This is a genomic window from Sporosarcina cyprini, assembly GCF_022048975.1.
GTDB classification, from domain to species: domain Bacteria; phylum Bacillota; class Bacilli; order Bacillales_A; family Planococcaceae; genus Sporosarcina; species Sporosarcina cyprini.
In genome coordinates this window covers 106,968-124,616 of the sequence record NZ_JAKMHX010000018.1, presented here as the reverse complement: position 1 = coordinate 124,616, position 17,649 = coordinate 106,968, and the positions used below count along the sequence as shown (strand labels likewise).

Here is a 17,649-nt window from a genome sequence, read left to right as displayed (position 1 = left end):
ACTTCCATTACGGAGGTTGTGAATGAACTACGAGAAATGGCGGAAGGATTGACGGGACGAGCAGATGTCGGCATTGACAGGAGCAAGGAGCTTCTTCGTATTATTGACAACATTGCAACGATCTCACGTGATAATACAAAGACATTGGAACTGTTGCAATTGCATGCGGAATCCATTCAGCATATCGTAAAAACGATTCGCGATATTGCCGCACAGACAAATCTGCTCGCGTTGAACGCTGCCATTGAAGCTGCAAGGGCAGGGGAGCATGGCCGAGGTTTCGATGTTGTTGCCAAGGAAGTGAGAAAGCTCTCTGCTAATGTAGAGAAGTCCATTGTGGAAGTTAGGGAAGGCGTCGCGTCCATTACCCGGGAGATTGGCAATATCGCAACTGGTACGACTCTCGCGCAAGAACATGTTGAAGAATGCCAGCAACAAATCCAAATAGCGATGGAAGACTTTCTGGCCATTGCTTCTTCCGCGGCGCAATTGGACGATCAATCTGAAGAAGTATCCCGGATCATATGAGCTTCTAAGCTATAAACTAGAAAGAGTAAACCCAGAGGTGTGAAGTAACCTCTGGGTTTACTACTGTCTGTCTATAGATTTTTTGCGTTGAATGTATCGCCTTCTTCAATTTTTCCGGATTGGAATCCTTTATAAAACCATTTTTTTCGTTGCTCCGAAGTCCCATGGGTAAAGCTCTCTGGGACCACATAGCCTCTTGCGCGTTTTTGAATGGTGTCGTCACCGACCGCGCTTGCTGCATTGAGCGCTTCTTCCAAGTCACCTTTTTCTAGCACACCCATGCCTTGTGCATGCTTTGCCCAAACACCTGCAAAATAATCGGCTTGCAGCTCGAGGCGTACCGAATATTTATTGTACTCCTCTTCACTCACTTTAGACCGAATTGCAGCCATCTGATCGCTGATGCCCAGCAGCTTTTGAACATGGTGTCCGACTTCATGCGCGATAACATATGCCATCGCAAAGTCGCCTGGTGCTTGGAATTGATCCTGCAGCTCCTGATAAAAACTTAAATCAATATATAACTTTTCATCGCCGGGACAGTAAAAAGGGCCAACTGATGCACCGGCAGTTCCGCATGCGGATTGCACGCTTCCCGAATATAGGACCAGAGTGGGCTCTCGGTATTCAAGTCCTTCTTCTTTAAAAACCTCATGCCACACATCTTCCGTGTCAGCTAGCACAACGGAAACAAACTCCGCGAGCTCCTTATCTTGTTCCGTTTCCACGTAGCTGGTATTCTCTGTGGAATTGCCCATTCCGCCTAGAATGGCGCCCGGATCACCACCAAGAAACATAACGACCAGCAAGAGGACAATCCCGCCAATACCGCCTCCCATGATGGCAGGCCCGCCCATGCCTCTGCGGTCCTCAACGTTACTGCTCCCTCTACGACCTTTCCATTCCATATGATTTCCTCCCTAACTATGTCGGTAAATGAAGTATGACTTCCTATACCCGAAATCAATGAAAATGGAACTGGCTTATTTTGATATCCTAATCTCTTTCGCATCATGACCGACAAACTTTACGCTCAGCTTGATCATTTTATAGTCACTGATTTCAAATGTTTCCGAGACCGTCTTAATCATATCCTCCTCTGGCATATCGGGCGTTAATTTCATGGATTTGAAGAGTTCATCGAGTTTCTTCATCGCCTCATTTCCAAAAGTGCTGATGCCTTTTTCTTTATTGCTATATTCGGCTTCTATCCTTTTCGGTTTTTCTTCGTACATAACCGAGACCGCTTGCTTTTCCATTTTCGTCTCAATCGTTAAATTGAATGAAGTAAAGCCATATGTATCTCCTACAGTTTCTTTTGATTCTTTTCGTTCCGTGACAATGGTTCGATCTGAGCACGCGGAGAGTACAAATACGAACAAAAGTAAAACGCTGATCAGTTTATGGATTTTCATGCTTCTTCTCCTTTCAAATACCTATATGAATAACATGTCCCCTTACCCAAAGGCTTATTCAAATGCCAAAACGAAACTAATAACGTTTCGGTACGTATAGAAAAAAGAAAGGAGCGAAATTTAGTCATGCAAAACGAACAGTCCATGTCTTTAAAAGATTGGATCATCACCATGATTCTGATCGTCTTGCCAATCGTCAATCTTGTCATGCTCATCATCTGGGCAATAGATAAAGCGGATCCGCGAAATAACTTCGCAAAAGCATATTTGATCGTGACGGTTGGTGTATTTGTAGTTGTATTCCTTGTGTATATCGCAATCATATTTATTTTATTCACCATGGGGATTTACATTGGATTCCTGGAAGGCTAAATCGTACAGGATTTCCATATATTTCGTTTTTGAATAATTTGTGACGAATTGTTGAGGCCCATATGAAATATCCCATTTAATACGACCAAAATATTAAAGTTCCTTGCATGAAATGTTATGATAAAAGGGATGATGAATTGATCATAACCTCCAAGGGGGATATATAGAATGACTCGACAAATGGATATTTCATTGCGGGATGAGCAAGAGGCAACCCGGGGAGAAGAACGCTCCGGCACGTTAATTGCCGACTTGAAATCCCTTTTTAAAGCGCCTGTCCTGATTGCGAATGCATTGCCTGTATTCGTCGGTTTTTGGCTAGCGCTTTATTTTACAGATCAGTCCCTTTGGGCAAATGGAACTTTGTTTTGGCTGACGATTATCGGCAGCACGATACTGATGGGCGGTGCGCTCGTCATAAATAACTGGTACGACGTGGATATTGATACAGTGATGAAAAGGACACAAAAACGTCCTACAGTTACAGGGAATATTCCCTTACGCACTGTTCTTCTCATTGGAATCGCAATGTCCGCTGTCGGAATGGGTATGCTGTTCTTCACGACATTTGAAGCGGCGATCTGGGGCTTTATCGGCTGGTTTACGTATGTTGTACTTTATACGATGTGGTCGAAAAGAAAGTACACACTGAATACAGTGATAGGCAGTCTCTCTGGTGCGGTTACTCCGATGATCGGCTGGGCTGCTGTTGCACCTGCTTACCATATTGTACCGATTATGCTGTTCCTCATTTTGTTCATCTGGCAAATGCCGCATACGTTTGCAATTGCGATGCGTAAATACGATGAATACAAAGCAGCGAACGTCGCCATGCTTCCAGTCGTTCGAGGTTTTCAAATGACAAAGCGCCAAATGTTTGTCTACATTGCCTGTCTGCTGCCGTTGCCATTTTACCTAGGATCACTTGGCATGGTCTTTGTTACATTGGCCACGTTGATGAATATTGGGTATCTGGCTGTATCCATCCAAGGTTTCTTCGCCAAGGATGATATGAAGTGGGCATATGTCATGTTTCTTTATTCTGTAAACTATATTGCGATTATCTTTTTACTGATGGTTGTTGTCACATTACCTATCTTTCAATAAGGGATGAGGGGTTGCAGTTTGAAGAGAAGGAAATTGAGGAGAAGAGAGAGCGAGCGTTATCGAATTATCGATTTTTTGGCGGATGTGACATTTTTCATTCCTGAATTACTATTCTTGCCCATCCGGCTTCTGATCTGGATGATACGCCCGTTAGCACGATTGATCAGCGATATATTTTAACTGGAAAAGCTTGTCTTCCTTAGGGAAGCAAGCTTTTTTACATATGTGGATATTCAATAATTAAAAATATTCAGTTGTTACAGAAAGCGTTTTCATATATAATCAATTCAAGATTCTGATTTTTAGTAAATTTGTAGAATTTAGGGGGGAGTCAGTATGTTTAGTATGAATAGAGGGAAATGGTTGGTGCGTTTTGCATTCCTGGTTATGGCTATATTCCTAGTCGGATGCGGAACAGGCAGTAAAAATGGTTCAACTGGTGACACAGGGGACGCAGCAGAAGCAGGCGGTAAGAAGAAATTAATTGTCGGTACCGACGCAACCTATGCACCGATGGAGTATATGGACGAAAAAGGGAACATTGTGGGGATTGATATTGATATCGTCAAAGCGGTAGCAGAAGCAGCTGGCGTAGAGGTGGAATTCCGGAATTATGGATGGGATCCACTTTTTCCGGCAGTAAATAACGGGGAAGTCGATTTTGCCGTTTCTTCCATAACAATTAATGAAGAGCGGAAGGAATCCTTTGATTTTTCGGATCCCTATTATATCGCAAGTCAACTAATTCTCGTGCCGGAAGATTCTGATGTGGAGAGTTTTCAAGATTTGAAAGATAAACGAGTGACCGTTCAAAATGGTACGACAGGCCATATTGTCGTACAAGGGTTGCAAGGGGATACAAGCTCTAAAATATTGGCTGCTGAAACGATGCCTCTGGCGATCGGAGAAATGATCAATGGGAACGCAGATGCTTCTGTCGGAGATAATGTTGTTATGATTGATTATCAAAAAAGTAATCCAAAAGTGAAACTGAAAGCTGTTGAAGATGATAGTTTTGAAAAGGAATATTATGGACTCATGGTGAAAAAAGGCAACCAAGAAGTGCTCGATATTTTAAATGAAGGCATTAAGAAAATTAAAGAGAATGGGAAGTTGAAAGAAATCACTGGCTTTGATGTGGAATAAACACTTCGTCAAACTGTCATGATAATTCCGCATCTTGGAGGTGAAGAGAATGGATATCTTTGATTTTCGATTTGATGCCATTTGGAATTACCGGGAGTTGTTCATCCGGGGACTTTGGATTACACTCGGCCTGACGGTTGTCGGTTATGCAGGGGGACTGATTCTGGGACTGTTTGTCGGACTCGGAAAGTTGTCAAAGAAAAAATGGGTTTATTACCCCGCCAAATATTATGTAGATTTTTTCCGGGGCACGCCTTTATTGGTACAGCTTTTATTAATCCATACAGCTTTGATACCGAGCATTTTTGGCCATTCACTCGGCTTCTTCGTTTCAGGGGCGGTTGCACTTATGCTGAACAGTGCCGCCTATAACGCAGAAATTATACGTGCAGGTATCAATTCGATTGAAAAAGGCCAAATGGAGGCTGCCCGTTCGCTTGGGATGCCGCATAAAACTGCCATGCGGCTGATTATCTTGCCGCAGGCGCTGCGCCGGATGATACCGCCGTTCGGCAATGAATTGATTGCCTTGATGAAAGACTCCTCGCTTGTCTCCATGATTGCCGGAGGTGAACTTCTGTACGCCGGGAAAGTCGTTGCTGGGGCGACATTGCGACCATGGGAACCATATTTGACCGTAGCGGTTTTGTACTTAGTGCTGACATTCATTTTCGGCAAACTGATCAGTTACGTGGAAAAGCGGTTTAGCAACAGCTATGTACCGTCACCTCGAAAACAGCGCCTGACCTTCGGGCGTACACAGGCAGGGGGATGATCGATTGATTACCATCAAAGGCTTGCATAAGTCATTTGGAGAATTACATGTGCTGCAAGGAATCGACTATGAGATAAAAGAAAAAGAAGTCATTTGCATCATCGGGCCAAGCGGTTCAGGGAAAAGCACTTTTTTACGCTGTATCAATTTGCTGGAGGACATTACAAGCGGTGAAATTTTGATCGAGGGTGTACGGGTAAACGATCCAAAGACGGATATCAATGAAATTCGTAAAGAAGTCGGGATGGTGTTTCAGCAGTTCAATCTGTTTCCCCATATGCGGGTCATTGATAATATTACGATGGCGCCAATCAAAATCAGGAAGATGGGAAAACAGGAGGCGAATGAACTTGCTCGGCAACTGTTGAAGAAAGTCGGTTTAGCCGATAAAGCAAATGCCTATCCAGAGCAGTTGTCTGGCGGTCAAAAGCAACGGGTCGCCATTGCGAGAGCCCTCGCGATGAGACCAAAAGTCATGCTGTTTGACGAGCCGACGTCTGCACTCGATCCTGAAATGGTCAAAGAAGTGCTGGATGTGATGAAACAATTAGCATTAGAAGGCATGACTATGGTGGTCGTAACGCATGAAATGGGATTCGCGAAAGAAGTCGGAGACCGGGTGGCATTTATGGACAATGGATTGCTAGTCGAGGAAGGGACTCCGGATGAATTATTCAATCAGCCTAAAAATGAACGAACGAAAGCCTTTTTCAGTAAAATTCTTGTTTGAACCAGCAGCCGCGCCTGCTGGTTTTTTGTCGTATGTCACGAGGGGGAGCGTTGCATATGATAGAGGATGAACATTGGAGAAAGGTGGAAGTCCATTGTATTACCCATATGTCATGCAACATACTCGTCCTGCGGCAAGAATCATTACTGTGACTGGCTCTGGCCAAGTTGTAAGGGAACCTGATTATATAAAAATCCAACTGGATGTCATTACAGAAAACAGGGATGCCACGATAGCATTACAGGAAAATGCCGAGAAGATGAACCAAGTCATTGAGGCTCTCCAGCACTTAGGAATTCCTAAAAAAAATATCCAGACCACTTCATTCACCATCAATCCGCGCTATGATTACATTGACGGACAACAGATATTCCGCGGCTATACGGTTACCAACAGCATCACTGTCAAAGTACCTAATGTCATGGATGCAGGCCGCGTCATTGATACCGCAGTTCAAAATGGTGTGAACCAAGTCGGATCCTTGCAGTTTGGAGTCGAGCATGAAAATCTGCTATACGAGCAAGCCTTACAAAAAGCATTGAAACAAGCAACAGCCAAAGCCCGAGCACTGGGAGAATCAATGCAGGTTCAGATTGATTCGAAACCGATCAAAATTACGGAGGATTCTTCCTTCCAATCGGGCAACCCGCAGCCGATGATGGCCCTATCAAAAACCACAACAACCCCTATCGAGCCTGGCCAAATAGTAGTTCAGGCGTCTGTCAGAGTCCAATTTCAATACTGATCCAAGTATTTCATAACCACTCATGGATTGCAGGGTTCGTAAGAGAAAACTACAGCAAGCGCACTTATTTGTGCGTTTTTTTTTGTTAAATGGGGCGAGTCGGTGGTAAGCGTTTGAGAATCGGTGGTAACGGCTCGAAAGTCGGTGGTAAATGTGCGAGTCGGTGGTAAGTGTTAGAGAGACGGTGGTAACAGTCCGAGAGTCGGTGGTAACCGTTGTAGAATCGGTGGTAACGGCTCGAAAGTCGGTGGTAAATATGCGAGTCGGTGGTAAGTGTTAGAGAGACGGTGGTAACAGTCCGAGAGTCGGTGGTAACCGTTGTAGAATCGGTGGTAACGGCTCGAAAGTCGGTGGTAAATATGCGAGTCGGTGGTAAGTGTTAGAGAGACGGCGGTAACAGTCCGAGAGTCGGTGGTAACCGATGTAGAATCGGTGGTAACGGCCCGAAAGTCGGTGATAAATATGCGAGTCGGTGGTAAGTGTTAGAGAGACGGTGGTAACAGACCAAGAATCGGTGGTAAGCGCTGGAGAGATGGTGGTAACGCTTCGCATTCTGTGATACATCTCAGAGCCAGAGGTAATCACTGCGAGTCGGTGATACACTGGGAGTGTTTATCCTACCAATAATAACTAATTTGATTCGGAGAGGACTGCCAAAATAAAAGGGTTTGTTCAGACATATAACGAATGTGTAGGGAGTGGGAAAAAAGAGGGGGCGTGTATGCATGGACTATACGGTAGAACGATTGAGAGAATTAGATGAAGCTGATGTCGAGCGATTGAAGGTAGAAAGTGAGAGAGAAGGCTATCGGTTTGTATCTAGGCTTGTTCGAGAATATGGGGATGGATCGAATCGGTTTGATGGTCCTGGTGAAGCGCTGTTCTGTGTGCTAAATCCGGAAGGACACGTGCTGGGCATTGGAGGGCTAAATCGGTCTCCATACGATCCGAGCGGTCAAGCGGCCAGGTTGAGGCGATTTTATGTTTTGTCTGATGCTCGCCGCCATGGTGTTGGTTCTTCGCTATTGAAGGCGATTACTGATCATGCAGCCGACCATTTTGAGGTAATTACGGTCCGGACTGAATCATCGAAAGCGGATGCATTTTATCGGGCTAACGGGTTTGTATGCGATGATTCAGAGTCGGAGAACACTCATATTTATCATTTAAAGAAGGAAGCATAAGGCGCAAGGTCTACGCTGAGGCAGCGCCTTTCGCGAAATAGGAGGAATAACAATGACATGGAAAGTGCTAGATTCCGAGTATGTCTTTAAAACCCCTTTTGGGAATTTACGGAAAGATACGTGCCAAATGACAGACGGCACGCATATCAACGATTATTATGTGAATGAATATGCGGATTGGGTGAACGCCATCGTTCTTACGGAGGACAATGAAATTTTGTTAGTCGAGCAGTATCGCCATCCGGGGAACGGGATGTTTCTTGAGATTCCAGCAGGAAAAATGGAAGAGGGGGAGACATGGGAGGAAGCAATCGTTCGGGAAGTGCGGGAGGAGACCGGGTATGTTACGGAATATCCGCCGATTTTACTGGGTGATTTCATGGTCAACCCCGCTACACAGACGAACAAGGTAATTACCTTTCTGATTGTGGATGCAAAAAAGAAATTTGAACAGGAACTGGATGAAACCGAGCGGATTACAGTGAAACGATATCCGTTTGATGTGATGGAACAGATGATTTCTGAAAAACGGATTACGCAGTTGTTTTCCGTAAGTGCATATTATTTGGCAAAGAATCATTTAGCAGCATCACAAAGAATTCCTTCCTTATAAAGGACAGCAGGTGAAGATTGATGATGGATCCAAAGCATGCACTTGTGATCGGTGGCACGGGGATGCTTCGTAATGTGAGCACCTACTTAGCCAAGCATGATTATGCCGTTTCAGTTGTAGGTCGAACAGCCGGCAAACTGAAACAAGTGATGGAAAATAGTCCACCTCATTCAATATTTCCTATTCAAGCCGATTATAATTCGGATTCTTTCCTTGTGGAAATTAGCGAGGCAATTAAAAAACGAGGACCCTTCGCTCTGATTGTCAGTTGGACGCCGAATTATCAAGTCGTTGAGCGGGTTTGTTCCATGAATGAACATGATAACCCGTTCCGACTGATCCATGTTAAAGGGAGCAGGCGGTATTTTCAAGACGAACTCGTGAACATTCCGTTTAGCTGTATGCGGGAAGTTGTCTATTTGGGATTTATACAAGAAGAAACGGGATCCCGTTGGCTGACGAACGAGGAAATCTCAGGCGGTGTAATCGGGCAGATAGAATCTGGAGGGGTTGGACGGATTGTCGGACAATTACATCCGTATGACAGAAGACCGGAGTAGGGGGAAAAGAATTTGCTGAAAAGGAAATTTGGCAGCCGATATGATTGGCAGCGGATTTTAAGACGGGACTATATGGAGAGATACTTCGAGACATCAGAGTTTAAAGGATATGTGACACTCTTTCACATGCATGAAGTGGCCGCGCCGCTTGTTAAACAGTATGGAGATACGCCTGTCTGTATCGCAGACAAAGGATATAGTTGGATGCAGCATTTTCCAGAGGGGCAGCAGTATTCCGTAACAACTGTTTTTGACGCATCCAATCAAGTTGTCCAGTGGTATATCGATATATGCACACGCAATGGTTATTGCGAGAAGAATGGTCCATGGATGGATGATCTGTTTCTCGATCTGATCTACTTACCGAATGGAAGATTGATTGAAAAAGACGCAGATGAGTTAGAAGCCGCACTTTCGGAAGGGATTATTACCTCTGAAGAATATTCGCAGTCGTGGAATGAATTTAATGCATTGAAGCAGGCGATTTTGGAAAATCAATTTCAATTGCTCGAGCTAACTAAATTGCATTTTCGTGAATTAACGAGAGTTAGATAAAAAATAGATTACTGATTGTCTACATAGTAGGGAGATGGAAAAACAGTGAAAAAGGGTTTTGCAGCATTGATGATCGCCTTGATCCTTCTACTTGGCGCTTGTACGAAAGAATATTGGGTGATGAATAAGAAGGATATAAAGGACGAGCCTGCCGTCAGAGTCTTCGTCGAATATTTACAGGAAGAAAAGCCGGAACGCAGAGGCTTTAAAGTCATTGATATCTCACAGGGCAAAAGTATGGTTGTCGTGTCAACGGGAACGCCTGCAAAAGAATTGGAAGTCGTAGATGTAGATATTCAGGATGACCAAACAATCGTCACTGTCAAAGAAATAGATGCTGAAAGTGATGAAGTAAATCCGTATATATTAATCGGATTAGAGCGAAAGAATGGTTCCATGCTTGTAAAGAATGAAGACGGAGAAGAATACGAGATTGGTTTTTAAGTATAAGAGAAAAGGTTGATTCATATGAAAGATACATTCCAAATTAAGCCTGAAGAAAGAGAAAAGATATTGAAAAGTTATTTCCGAAACGGTGTGGATGGTCCACTGGACACCTTTCCGAGTAAAGAAAAACGAAAGTATATCATTGCGGAAGAAATAATCAAAAGATTTGAAAAGGATGTACAGTACACTGAAAAAGAAGTGAATGACACCCTCAGGCAAGTTTATGCCGATTTTGCAACGATCCGTCGATTTTTCATTGATAATGGAATGATGAGACGGCACGATGATGGAAAAACGTATTGGATAGAAGGTGAGGATCATGGAAGTAGTTCGGAATCCGTGTAAGGCGCAGTACAGCGGCTTTTTCAATGAGGTGTTCAATGGATGTGAAGATTTGCGGCTGGACATGGAGGCGAGTGTGAACAGCAAGTCCAATCAAGGGAGCTTTCTTTTCCGCAATCAAGGCAGGGCGTTTGCATTTGCCTCCACGCATACATCCACCTGGCATCCGCACTGCATCTATGTGCGCCTGGCATACGAGTGGTCGACTGCAGATTATGCGAGCCTTGCCAACGTTGTGAAATACATACGGGAAGTATATAAAAAGCCGTTGTTCTTTTTGCTGGATGATCGGTTCTCCTTACTGCAAAGTATATTACCTGAGAATGGAATCCCGATGATCCGAAAAACAGAAATCATTCGGTTTAAACCGGCTGGCGAATTGCGGACGAATGAGAAACATTTTCGCACAGTGTCGGATATAAAAAGCGATCCAACACTTGAAACAAGCCTCGTCCACTTATGCAAGCGGACTTATACCGAGACTCATCTGGACAACCCGGTAGCTGAAATGCCTGATGAGGAATGGCGATCGGTCATCTATGATGGTTTGCTGGAAACCTATAGCTATGTGGCTGAAAGAGACGAGGCCATTATCGGTTTCAGTTTGCTTTATGAAGCGGATTCTTCAGGCTGGGAGCTTGGCTGGGTCGGCGTAGATGCCGCTGAGAGCATGTACTTGCTGGAAGGGATGTTAATAAAGCAACTAGAAGATGCGCTAAAAGAGGGTGCAGCTTTCATTGAAAAAGAAGTCGATTCGACATGCCCTTATTCGCTGCATCTGAAACGAGTATCGGCTTATAAAATTTCTGAGATATTGTATGCCTATCGAAGTACATAAAGGGGGGAATTCATTGAGAGTTACTATTGAAACTCCCCGAAGCATCAGAGGGCTTTCTGTTTTTTTAGCTGAAATGAACAACAAACCGGCTCATCATATTGGCTATTGCGGGGAACAGATGGAAGAAATCATAGATACGCTGCAAAACGATTTTTCGGACGTGGAGTGGTCTCAATCATTCAAGGTTGCGTACGAGGAAGATCGGATTGTCGGAGCACTTGGATTTGATTTGGATATTGAGGATCGAAGCGCAGAAGTATGGGGGCCTTTCGTTCCGGAAGTCGATTTGCGGCTAGCCGAAACATTATGGAAAAGCCTATATGAAACAGTTGAGGATCAATTGGATCATTTTCACTTTTTCTATTCAGGCGAAAATGAATTGTTAAAACGGTTCATTGAAACAAAAAGCGGTATTGAAAAAGGCAAGCATGTTGTGCTGGTGGCACAAAAGGGTGAACAACCGAGCTACGTTACCGGTGAAATTGTATCGTATGAAGTGTCCTGCTGGGAAGCGTTCAAAACACTTCATGAAGAGGCATTTCCGAAAACGTATTATGATGCTGAAACCATTTGCAACCGGCTGAATGAACAGAATCAGCTGCTAATCCTTAAGGCGGATGATCAACGAATTAAGGGCTATGTATATATAGAGGACGACCTTGCCCATGGGGAAGGTTCAATTGAATACATTGCCGTTTCCAATGCTTTTCGAAAACAGGGCATTGGAACCCGGTTATTGCAAGAGGCACTTCTTCGATTATTTACGTTTGAGAGGATCGATGAGATAAGTCTTTGTGTGAATGCAACTAATTCTGTAGCGATCAACTTATACAAGACGGCCGGTTTCAATGTGAAAGATGATTTGATCCACAGTCTTATAATGCTGGAAGGGAAATGATCCATATGCAGTCCAGGGAGGATATTCTTTTGGCCATACAAGAAGATGAATGGATGATGGACATTTTACGAACTGTGAGATCCATTAATCTGCCGGATTGGTGGATTTGCGCAGGTTTCGTTCGTTCAAAAGTTTGGGATGTTGTCCACCGTTTCGAAAAACGGACGCCTTTGCCAGATATCGATGTCATTTATTTTGATCCAAACAATGAGGATGAAAGTATCGAAAAGGAATGGGAACAAAGGCTGCAGTTCTTGCATCCAAACGAGCCGTGGTCCGTAAAGAATCAAGCACGAATGCATCTTCGAAATCATCTTCCCGCGTATCACTGTTCTGCGGATGCGATCTCTAAATTCCCGGAAACAGCTACAGCGTTCGGTGTAAAGTTGGATGCCAATGAAGAATTAGTGTTATGTATGCCTCATGGGGTGGAGGATGTGCTGCATTGCAGAGTGTCTGCCACTCCGTTTTTTAAACAGTCCACGGAACGAATGCGCATATTCGAAAAAAGAATTGCTGAAAAGAAGTGGGATGCAGTTTGGTGCAATGTTCATCAAGGTAGTTAACATAGAAGAGGGAGTATTTCCATGGAATTTATCATTCAGAAACAATTGTTTTCTTCTCTCGTTTCAGATGTCGTCAAGGTGTGTCCGTCGCAAAGCGTCTTACCGATTCTTACTGGCTTGAAAATTGAGGCGGGAGAAAATGGCGTGACATTGACGGGTGGCAACACGGAGCTATTTATTATAAAGAAAATTCCACTTCAGGTAGAAGGGGAAACGGTTGTGCAACTAGTGGAACCGGGACAAGGGATGGTCCCGGCTAAATATTTTGCAGAGCTGATAAAGAAATTGCCCAGTTCTATTCGGATATCGATAAGAGAATCAAAAATAACGGTTTCGTCAGAGGAGATTTCAACGAAGCTATCCGGTTATGCCGATGACCTCTATCCTGAACTGCCTGATTTACAAGGTATGCAGACAATTGAATTGCCATTCGGCAAGCTGAAGGAAGCCATCAGTCAAACTGCTTTTGCTGTCGCGAAAAGTGATTCGAAGCCGGTCTTAACAGGCGTGCATATGCAAGTGGAAAGGGACAGGCTCATCTGTACGGCCACGGATTCTCACCGCTTGGCACAGGCTGTCATCCCTGCAAATTCCTCAATGGCAGACAATTTCATTATTCCAAGTAAAGCTTTGTCAGAGCTGTCCAACTTGAAGGTTCCCGAAACAGCATTGATTCGAATTAGCAAAAACGGTCAGTTTGCTGTTTTTCAATGTGAAAATACAGTCCTGTATTCTATTCTTCTTGAGGGCATGTATCCAAAGACGGAATCCTTGCTGCCAACTGAATTTTTAACATCGGTTGTTTTAGATGCTGAACAGTTAAGAAGTGGGATTGACCGGGCCTGTCTCTTTTCAGGAGAGTGGAAGCATAACAATGTTCGGTTGGAAATTTTAGCGAGTGATCGAATGAAAATTACATCCAAATCAACAGAAATCGGTGAGCTGGAAGAAGTTCAGAACATTCTTCATCTGGATGGCCAATTACCAGTCCAGATGACCTTTGATGGGAAATATTTATTGGAAGCATTAAAAGGAATAAACAGCAAGAAAATTGTTATAGGCTTCAATGGATTAATGAAGCCGGCATTAATACGGCCGGACAAACAGCATTCCACACTGCAGTTATTATCTCCGCTGCGGGTGTAAGGAAAAGAAGGAGTACATAATGGGATACATTGAAGAAATACGAGAGCTGGTTGGGCATCGGCCCATGATATTTGTCGGATCTGTCGTTGTGGCAGTGAATCGGCATGGCCGAATTTTATTGCAGCAACGAAAGTTTCCTGAAGGGGCCTGGGGTCTGCCAGGAGGCCTGATGGAACTTGGTGAATCAACAGAAGATGTCGCAAGACGGGAATTGTGGGAAGAGACGGGGTTGTCAGTAGGTGAATTAACCCTGATCAATGTCTATTCGGGTCCTGATCAATTTATAAAGGCTGCCAATGGAGATGAATTCTATGTAGTGACGGCGGCATATTATTCAACTGCCATCAAAGGAGAGCTTGTTGTCAATCCGAAGGAATCTATGGCGTTCGAATATTTTTATCCACATGAACTGCCAGATGATATTGTAGGGAGCCACCGCACGGTACTGGAGGAGTTCTTTCAGAAACATGGGGATGTGCTGGTGAAATTAAGGAGTTGATAAGGATGTCGGTATCATTGGTCAAGTTTCATGAAAGGGATTTGGGATTGCCTAAGTACCGAAAGCAACTGTTGGACAAAGCTTTGGATGACTTGATAAATGACACGGGAGTCATGGCTGTTTTTGAGGGAGGCTCCTTAGCAAGGGGTAATTATGATCTTTATTCAGATATTGACCTTCATGTCATTGTTAACCCTGCAATGCAACAACAATTCATTGAATCAAAAAGAGCACGTGCTGCGAAGTGGGGGGATGTTTTATTCTACGAGGAATCTTCCCCTGTATCTCCTGTTATTGTGACCCATTATGAAGGATTCGTGAAAGTAGACTCATGGTACCAAGTAATAGAAGATATTACGCCATCCATTTGGTTACAAGACTTGCAGGTATATTATGACCCGTACAGTCTTCTAACTCCGATCTTCGAAGAGGCAGAGAAGCTGAAATATACTCCGGACTTAAGGGATATAGAATGGTGGAGGGGAAAGGTTTTCGCATTTCTTCATGAAGCCTATCGTTCTACCATGAGAGGAGAATTGTACAGTGCGATCTCCAATATAGATCGCCTTCGATGGCTGATAGCCTATGGTTGGTATATGGAAATGGGAATTCATCTAAAGAGTTCGTATGGTGTTTGGTCAAAAATAGAAGGTACCAGAAGCCAGTTGAAAGATTGGCAACAAGTGAAACTGGCTGAATGGGATTGCCGAAGGGATCAGAAAGATATTTTAGAAACAATAGCCAATCTAAGTTCAGAGTTTTATCGGTTAAACATTGATATAAGCAAGAAGTTTGGTATCCATTCAGAAGAAGAGAGATGCCGCAGAATTATCGAAATGATCATCTAGGAGGGATTCAAAATGAATTCAGCAGCGAAAGAGTATTGGGATCAATACTGGAGATCCAAGGAAAAGCCTGATGCGGTCAGCGCCTGGATGTTTGGTGATACGCCGGATGCGCTAGCGCAAAAAGTAATCAGTGGAAAAAAGACGGCTACATGCTCGGCATACGTTTTGTATGAAAAGGAAAATGAGCCGCTGCCGGAGGTAAATGAGTATAGCATCGTGTTAAACAGTTCGGAAGAACCCGTCGCCATCATTAAGACGACGGAGGTAGCACTCATTCCTTTCAATGAAGTCAATGAAGAATTTGCATTAGCGGAAGGGGAAGGAACGTACGAGGAATGGAGACATATCCATGAACGTTTTTTTAAAGAAGAAATGAGCAATGCCGGTTTGCCCTACTCCAACGAAATGCTTCTAGTTTGTGAACGGTTTGCTTTAATAGATGTCAAAGGAGGAGACTAACATGACAGAAAAGCTGCTGCGTGTTGGGACAACTTATATTCCCGTAACAAATGTGAAAGAATCCGCTCAATGGTATGTCGGAAATTTGGGTGCGAAATTGAATTATGAAGATGAGGACAAAGCGATTTTGGATTTGGCGAATCAAAGTTTCTTTCTTGTAAAATCTCAAGAAAACGAATCGGCCAATTTTATGGATTCAAAGGGGTCAAAGCGATTTTCTCTCACTTTTGAGATAGACGGAGAGTCTGCGTTACGAGAATTGCAGAAAGATCTGCAAAACCGGGGTGTGATAGTCGGTGACATTGAAGATAGAGGGCATGCCGGGAATAATTTTGTGTTTGCGGATCCCGATGGAAATCTGTTTGATGTGTGGAGTGAATTGAGTCCTTCGTTCAAAGCAAATAGGGCATAGCGATGGGGTATGTTCAGGAAATAAGGCAACTCGTTGGCACGCGGCCGATTATACTGGTGGGGGCGAATGTAATTGTAATTGATCAATTGGGTCGAATGCTTCTGCAACTGCGGTCGGATAATAATTGTTGGGGCTTGCCAGGCGGGACGATGGAACCTGGCGAAACATTGGAGGAAGTGGCTAAACGCGAACTGTTGGAAGAAAAAAATCTTACAGCTATCGAGCTAATCCCATTCAATTTTTATTCGGGCAAAGAATTCTATTACCGATATCCTCACGGTGACGAAGTCTATAACGTTGTCGCTACCTACATTTGCAGGCAGTATCATGGTTTGCTGCAAGGAAATTCGGATGAAGTGTTAGATGTGCAATTTTTTTATCCGAATGAACTCCCCGTAAATTGCAGCCCGCCTGATCTGCCAATGATTCAAGATTATTTCCGTTTGTTTAGTGTAGGGGAAGGGGAACTTTAATGAAAATCTTTCGAACTGCTGATGTTAAAGGGAAAGAAATCTCTCAGTACAATTCCAATATGCTCATGCGGAAAATTTTAATGACCGATGCTCCTACTCATATTGCTATTATAGAGCTTGGTGTAGACGGAATTGTCGGCTATCATGAAGCTGCCGTTCCACAATTGCTGATCGTTTTGGAAGGGGAAGGCCGTGTACGTACAGGCAATGAATCTGGGATAAACGTGAAAGCGGGAGACATCGTCTTTTGGGACAAAGGGGAAGAACACGAAACGGAGTCTGCTGAGGGAATGACAGCTTTGGTTGTGGAAACGCAAGGGTTGGAACCATTTCTCAAAAACAATTTAGTTTCACAAGATTAGCCGACTGTGCATCAGACAGAAAAGGTGGTAGACCATGACGGGTGAACTAACAGGTTCCAAGGTATTTCTGAGAGAGTTGACATTGGACGACTGGACAGATGTTCATTCATATGCAACCTTACCAGAGGCTTCCCGCTATCAACCATGGGGACCAAATACAGTAACGGATTCGTTTGAGTTTGTCCAAACCATAATAAAAGATGCGACGAGAATTCCGCGTACCCGATTCGTTTTTGCGGTCATTCACTTGCCGCAGCAGAAACTGGTAGGTGCCGGAGAAGTAAACATCCGCAGCCTGTCTAATCAGGAAGGGGAAATCTCCTACATTATTCACCCTGATTATTGGGGACAGGGACTTGCTTCCGAGACTGCCCGCCTACTGCTTCAATATGGTTTTCATTCCTTGCGTTTGCACCGTATCTTCGGCACATGCGATCCTCGCAACATCGCTTCCGCCCGAGTGCTTGAGAAAGTGGGGATGGTAGAGGAGGGGCATTTGCGACAGAATCTTAGAATAGGGGATGACTGGAGAGACTCTTTGTTGTTTGGCGTGCTGACACACGAATGGAATGACAGCTTATGATCATCAGATTCAAATTGCAAAATCAATTAGTGACGAGCCGATTATC

Annotated in this window: 27 protein-coding genes; 25 read left to right on the top strand and 2 right to left on the bottom strand. The window is 44.0% G+C overall.

Going from position 1 to position 17,649, the window contains the following annotated elements:
• Positions 1 to 36: 36 nt before the first annotated feature.
• The gene (locus L7D49_RS20410; RefSeq protein ID WP_418895855.1) at positions 37 to 528 is read left to right on the top strand and encodes a methyl-accepting chemotaxis protein; all 492 of its coding nucleotides are present in this window, start codon (positions 37 to 39) and stop codon (positions 526 to 528) included.
• 71 nt (positions 529 to 599) lie between these two features.
• Here the strand turns inward: L7D49_RS20410 and ypfJ are convergent, their stop codons facing one another.
• On the bottom strand, positions 600 to 1,436 hold the full coding sequence (gene ypfJ / locus L7D49_RS06210; protein ID WP_238079978.1) for a KPN_02809 family neutral zinc metallopeptidase: 837 nt from the start codon (positions 1,434 to 1,436) through the stop codon (positions 600 to 602).
• A gap of 75 nt (positions 1,437 to 1,511) precedes the next feature.
• On the bottom strand, positions 1,512 to 1,943 hold the full coding sequence (locus L7D49_RS06205; RefSeq protein ID WP_238079977.1) for a YusW family protein: 432 nt from the start codon (positions 1,941 to 1,943) through the stop codon (positions 1,512 to 1,514).
• Between the two features lie 126 nt (positions 1,944 to 2,069).
• On the opposite strand from L7D49_RS06205, the gene L7D49_RS06200 reads away from it, so the two are divergent.
• From L7D49_RS06200 to L7D49_RS06085, 24 genes are all read left to right on the top strand, one after another.
• Positions 2,070 to 2,315 carry a hypothetical protein gene (locus tag L7D49_RS06200; protein ID WP_238079976.1) on the top strand — a complete coding sequence of 82 codons (246 nt, stop codon included), beginning with the start codon at positions 2,070 to 2,072 and terminating at the stop codon, positions 2,313 to 2,315.
• A gap of 168 nt (positions 2,316 to 2,483) precedes the next feature.
• Positions 2,484 to 3,422 carry a heme o synthase gene (cyoE, locus tag L7D49_RS06195; RefSeq protein ID WP_272493166.1) on the top strand — a complete coding sequence of 313 codons (939 nt, stop codon included), beginning with the start codon at positions 2,484 to 2,486 and terminating at the stop codon, positions 3,420 to 3,422.
• A gap of 18 nt (positions 3,423 to 3,440) precedes the next feature.
• Positions 3,441 to 3,602 carry a hypothetical protein gene (locus L7D49_RS06190; RefSeq protein ID WP_238079975.1) on the top strand — a complete coding sequence of 54 codons (162 nt, stop codon included), beginning with the start codon at positions 3,441 to 3,443 and terminating at the stop codon, positions 3,600 to 3,602.
• 165 nt (positions 3,603 to 3,767) lie between these two features.
• Positions 3,768 to 4,568, top strand: a complete 801-nt coding sequence (locus tag L7D49_RS06185; RefSeq protein ID WP_418895854.1) for a basic amino acid ABC transporter substrate-binding protein — start codon at positions 3,768 to 3,770, stop codon at positions 4,566 to 4,568.
• 49 nt (positions 4,569 to 4,617) lie between these two features.
• Positions 4,618 to 5,343: an amino acid ABC transporter permease gene (locus tag L7D49_RS06180; RefSeq protein WP_238079972.1), complete on the top strand. Its 726-nt coding sequence runs from the start codon at positions 4,618 to 4,620 to the stop codon at positions 5,341 to 5,343.
• Positions 5,344 to 5,347: 4 nt separating this feature from the next.
• Complete coding sequence (locus L7D49_RS06175; RefSeq protein ID WP_238079967.1) at positions 5,348 to 6,073, top strand: amino acid ABC transporter ATP-binding protein; 726 nt, start codon at positions 5,348 to 5,350, stop codon at positions 6,071 to 6,073.
• 94 nt (positions 6,074 to 6,167) lie between these two features.
• Positions 6,168 to 6,818 (top strand): SIMPL domain-containing protein, encoded by a 651-nt coding sequence (locus L7D49_RS06170; RefSeq protein ID WP_238079962.1) that lies wholly within the window; start codon positions 6,168 to 6,170, stop codon positions 6,816 to 6,818.
• Between the two features lie 725 nt (positions 6,819 to 7,543).
• Positions 7,544 to 8,002 carry a GNAT family N-acetyltransferase gene (locus tag L7D49_RS06165; RefSeq protein ID WP_238079960.1) on the top strand — a complete coding sequence of 153 codons (459 nt, stop codon included), beginning with the start codon at positions 7,544 to 7,546 and terminating at the stop codon, positions 8,000 to 8,002.
• Positions 8,003 to 8,054: 52 nt separating this feature from the next.
• On the top strand, positions 8,055 to 8,615 hold the full coding sequence (locus L7D49_RS06160; RefSeq protein ID WP_272493165.1) for an NUDIX hydrolase: 561 nt from the start codon (positions 8,055 to 8,057) through the stop codon (positions 8,613 to 8,615).
• A 20-nt stretch (positions 8,616 to 8,635) separates the two neighbouring features.
• Positions 8,636 to 9,175 carry a Rossmann-fold NAD(P)-binding domain-containing protein gene (locus L7D49_RS06155; RefSeq protein ID WP_238079959.1) on the top strand — a complete coding sequence of 180 codons (540 nt, stop codon included), beginning with the start codon at positions 8,636 to 8,638 and terminating at the stop codon, positions 9,173 to 9,175.
• 12 nt (positions 9,176 to 9,187) lie between these two features.
• Positions 9,188 to 9,730: a ribonuclease FAU-1 family protein gene (locus L7D49_RS06150; RefSeq protein WP_238079958.1), complete on the top strand. Its 543-nt coding sequence runs from the start codon at positions 9,188 to 9,190 to the stop codon at positions 9,728 to 9,730.
• Positions 9,731 to 9,775: 45 nt separating this feature from the next.
• Entirely contained in the window at positions 9,776 to 10,174 is a 399-nt protein-coding gene (locus L7D49_RS06145) for a hypothetical protein (protein ID WP_238079956.1), read from the top strand.
• A 24-nt stretch (positions 10,175 to 10,198) separates the two neighbouring features.
• Positions 10,199 to 10,522: a DUF2087 domain-containing protein gene (locus tag L7D49_RS06140; RefSeq protein WP_238079955.1), complete on the top strand. Its 324-nt coding sequence runs from the start codon at positions 10,199 to 10,201 to the stop codon at positions 10,520 to 10,522.
• Complete coding sequence (locus L7D49_RS06135; RefSeq protein WP_238079953.1) at positions 10,497 to 11,357, top strand: hypothetical protein; 861 nt, start codon at positions 10,497 to 10,499, stop codon at positions 11,355 to 11,357. Before L7D49_RS06140 ends, L7D49_RS06135 begins: the two co-directional genes overlap by 26 nt.
• A gap of 13 nt (positions 11,358 to 11,370) precedes the next feature.
• Complete coding sequence (locus L7D49_RS06130) at positions 11,371 to 12,255, top strand: GNAT family N-acetyltransferase (protein WP_238079952.1); 885 nt, start codon at positions 11,371 to 11,373, stop codon at positions 12,253 to 12,255.
• Positions 12,252 to 12,821: a nucleotidyltransferase family protein gene (locus L7D49_RS06125; RefSeq protein ID WP_238079951.1), complete on the top strand. Its 570-nt coding sequence runs from the start codon at positions 12,252 to 12,254 to the stop codon at positions 12,819 to 12,821. Before L7D49_RS06130 ends, L7D49_RS06125 begins: the two co-directional genes overlap by 4 nt.
• 21 nt (positions 12,822 to 12,842) lie before the next feature.
• Complete coding sequence (gene dnaN, locus L7D49_RS06120) at positions 12,843 to 13,967, top strand: DNA polymerase III subunit beta (RefSeq protein ID WP_238079950.1); 1,125 nt, start codon at positions 12,843 to 12,845, stop codon at positions 13,965 to 13,967.
• 19 nt (positions 13,968 to 13,986) lie between these two features.
• Complete coding sequence (locus L7D49_RS06115; RefSeq protein WP_238079948.1) at positions 13,987 to 14,466, top strand: NUDIX hydrolase; 480 nt, start codon at positions 13,987 to 13,989, stop codon at positions 14,464 to 14,466.
• A 5-nt stretch (positions 14,467 to 14,471) separates the two neighbouring features.
• On the top strand, positions 14,472 to 15,314 hold the full coding sequence (locus tag L7D49_RS06110) for a nucleotidyltransferase domain-containing protein (RefSeq protein ID WP_238079947.1): 843 nt from the start codon (positions 14,472 to 14,474) through the stop codon (positions 15,312 to 15,314).
• Between the two features lie 12 nt (positions 15,315 to 15,326).
• Positions 15,327 to 15,773, top strand: coding sequence for an ASCH domain-containing protein (locus L7D49_RS06105; RefSeq protein WP_238079946.1), 447 nt, complete (start codon positions 15,327 to 15,329; stop codon positions 15,771 to 15,773).
• 1 nt (position 15,774) lies between these two features.
• Entirely contained in the window at positions 15,775 to 16,185 is a 411-nt protein-coding gene (locus L7D49_RS06100; protein WP_238079945.1) for a VOC family protein, read from the top strand.
• A gap of 2 nt (positions 16,186 to 16,187) precedes the next feature.
• Positions 16,188 to 16,658 (top strand): NUDIX hydrolase, encoded by a 471-nt coding sequence (locus L7D49_RS06095; protein WP_238079944.1) that lies wholly within the window; start codon positions 16,188 to 16,190, stop codon positions 16,656 to 16,658.
• Positions 16,658 to 17,020 (top strand): cupin domain-containing protein, encoded by a 363-nt coding sequence (locus L7D49_RS06090; RefSeq protein ID WP_238079943.1) that lies wholly within the window; start codon positions 16,658 to 16,660, stop codon positions 17,018 to 17,020. Before L7D49_RS06095 ends, L7D49_RS06090 begins: the two co-directional genes overlap by 1 nt.
• A gap of 34 nt (positions 17,021 to 17,054) precedes the next feature.
• On the top strand, positions 17,055 to 17,603 hold the full coding sequence (locus tag L7D49_RS06085; protein WP_238079942.1) for a GNAT family N-acetyltransferase: 549 nt from the start codon (positions 17,055 to 17,057) through the stop codon (positions 17,601 to 17,603).
• Positions 17,604 to 17,649: the final 46 nt, after the last annotated feature.

Bases quoted from the DNA above. Each gene is read 5' to 3' on its own strand.
- L7D49_RS20410 (WP_418895855.1), top strand. From the start codon at position 37: ATGGCGGAAGGATTGACGGGACGAGCAGATGTCGGCATTGACAGGAGC.
- ypfJ (WP_238079978.1), bottom strand. From the start codon at position 1,436: ATGGAATGGAAAGGTCGTAGAGGGAGCAGTAACGTTGAGGACCGCAGA.
- L7D49_RS06205 (WP_238079977.1), bottom strand. From the start codon at position 1,943: ATGAAAATCCATAAACTGATCAGCGTTTTACTTTTGTTCGTATTTGTA.
- L7D49_RS06200 (WP_238079976.1), top strand. From the start codon at position 2,070: ATGCAAAACGAACAGTCCATGTCTTTAAAAGATTGGATCATCACCATG.
- cyoE (WP_272493166.1), top strand. From the start codon at position 2,484: ATGACTCGACAAATGGATATTTCATTGCGGGATGAGCAAGAGGCAACC.
- L7D49_RS06185 (WP_418895854.1), top strand. From the start codon at position 3,768: ATGAATAGAGGGAAATGGTTGGTGCGTTTTGCATTCCTGGTTATGGCT.
- L7D49_RS06180 (WP_238079972.1), top strand. From the start codon at position 4,618: ATGGATATCTTTGATTTTCGATTTGATGCCATTTGGAATTACCGGGAG.
- L7D49_RS06165 (WP_238079960.1), top strand. From the start codon at position 7,544: ATGGACTATACGGTAGAACGATTGAGAGAATTAGATGAAGCTGATGTC.
- L7D49_RS06160 (WP_272493165.1), top strand. From the start codon at position 8,055: ATGACATGGAAAGTGCTAGATTCCGAGTATGTCTTTAAAACCCCTTTT.
- L7D49_RS06155 (WP_238079959.1), top strand. From the start codon at position 8,636: ATGATGGATCCAAAGCATGCACTTGTGATCGGTGGCACGGGGATGCTT.
- L7D49_RS06140 (WP_238079955.1), top strand. From the start codon at position 10,199: ATGAAAGATACATTCCAAATTAAGCCTGAAGAAAGAGAAAAGATATTG.
- L7D49_RS06135 (WP_238079953.1), top strand. From the start codon at position 10,497: ATGGAAGTAGTTCGGAATCCGTGTAAGGCGCAGTACAGCGGCTTTTTC.
- L7D49_RS06125 (WP_238079951.1), top strand. From the start codon at position 12,252: ATGATCCATATGCAGTCCAGGGAGGATATTCTTTTGGCCATACAAGAA.
- dnaN (WP_238079950.1), top strand. From the start codon at position 12,843: ATGGAATTTATCATTCAGAAACAATTGTTTTCTTCTCTCGTTTCAGAT.
- L7D49_RS06115 (WP_238079948.1), top strand. From the start codon at position 13,987: ATGGGATACATTGAAGAAATACGAGAGCTGGTTGGGCATCGGCCCATG.
- L7D49_RS06110 (WP_238079947.1), top strand. From the start codon at position 14,472: ATGTCGGTATCATTGGTCAAGTTTCATGAAAGGGATTTGGGATTGCCT.
- L7D49_RS06105 (WP_238079946.1), top strand. From the start codon at position 15,327: ATGAATTCAGCAGCGAAAGAGTATTGGGATCAATACTGGAGATCCAAG.
- L7D49_RS06100 (WP_238079945.1), top strand. From the start codon at position 15,775: ATGACAGAAAAGCTGCTGCGTGTTGGGACAACTTATATTCCCGTAACA.
- L7D49_RS06095 (WP_238079944.1), top strand. From the start codon at position 16,188: ATGGGGTATGTTCAGGAAATAAGGCAACTCGTTGGCACGCGGCCGATT.
- L7D49_RS06090 (WP_238079943.1), top strand. From the start codon at position 16,658: ATGAAAATCTTTCGAACTGCTGATGTTAAAGGGAAAGAAATCTCTCAG.
- L7D49_RS06085 (WP_238079942.1), top strand. From the start codon at position 17,055: ATGACGGGTGAACTAACAGGTTCCAAGGTATTTCTGAGAGAGTTGACA.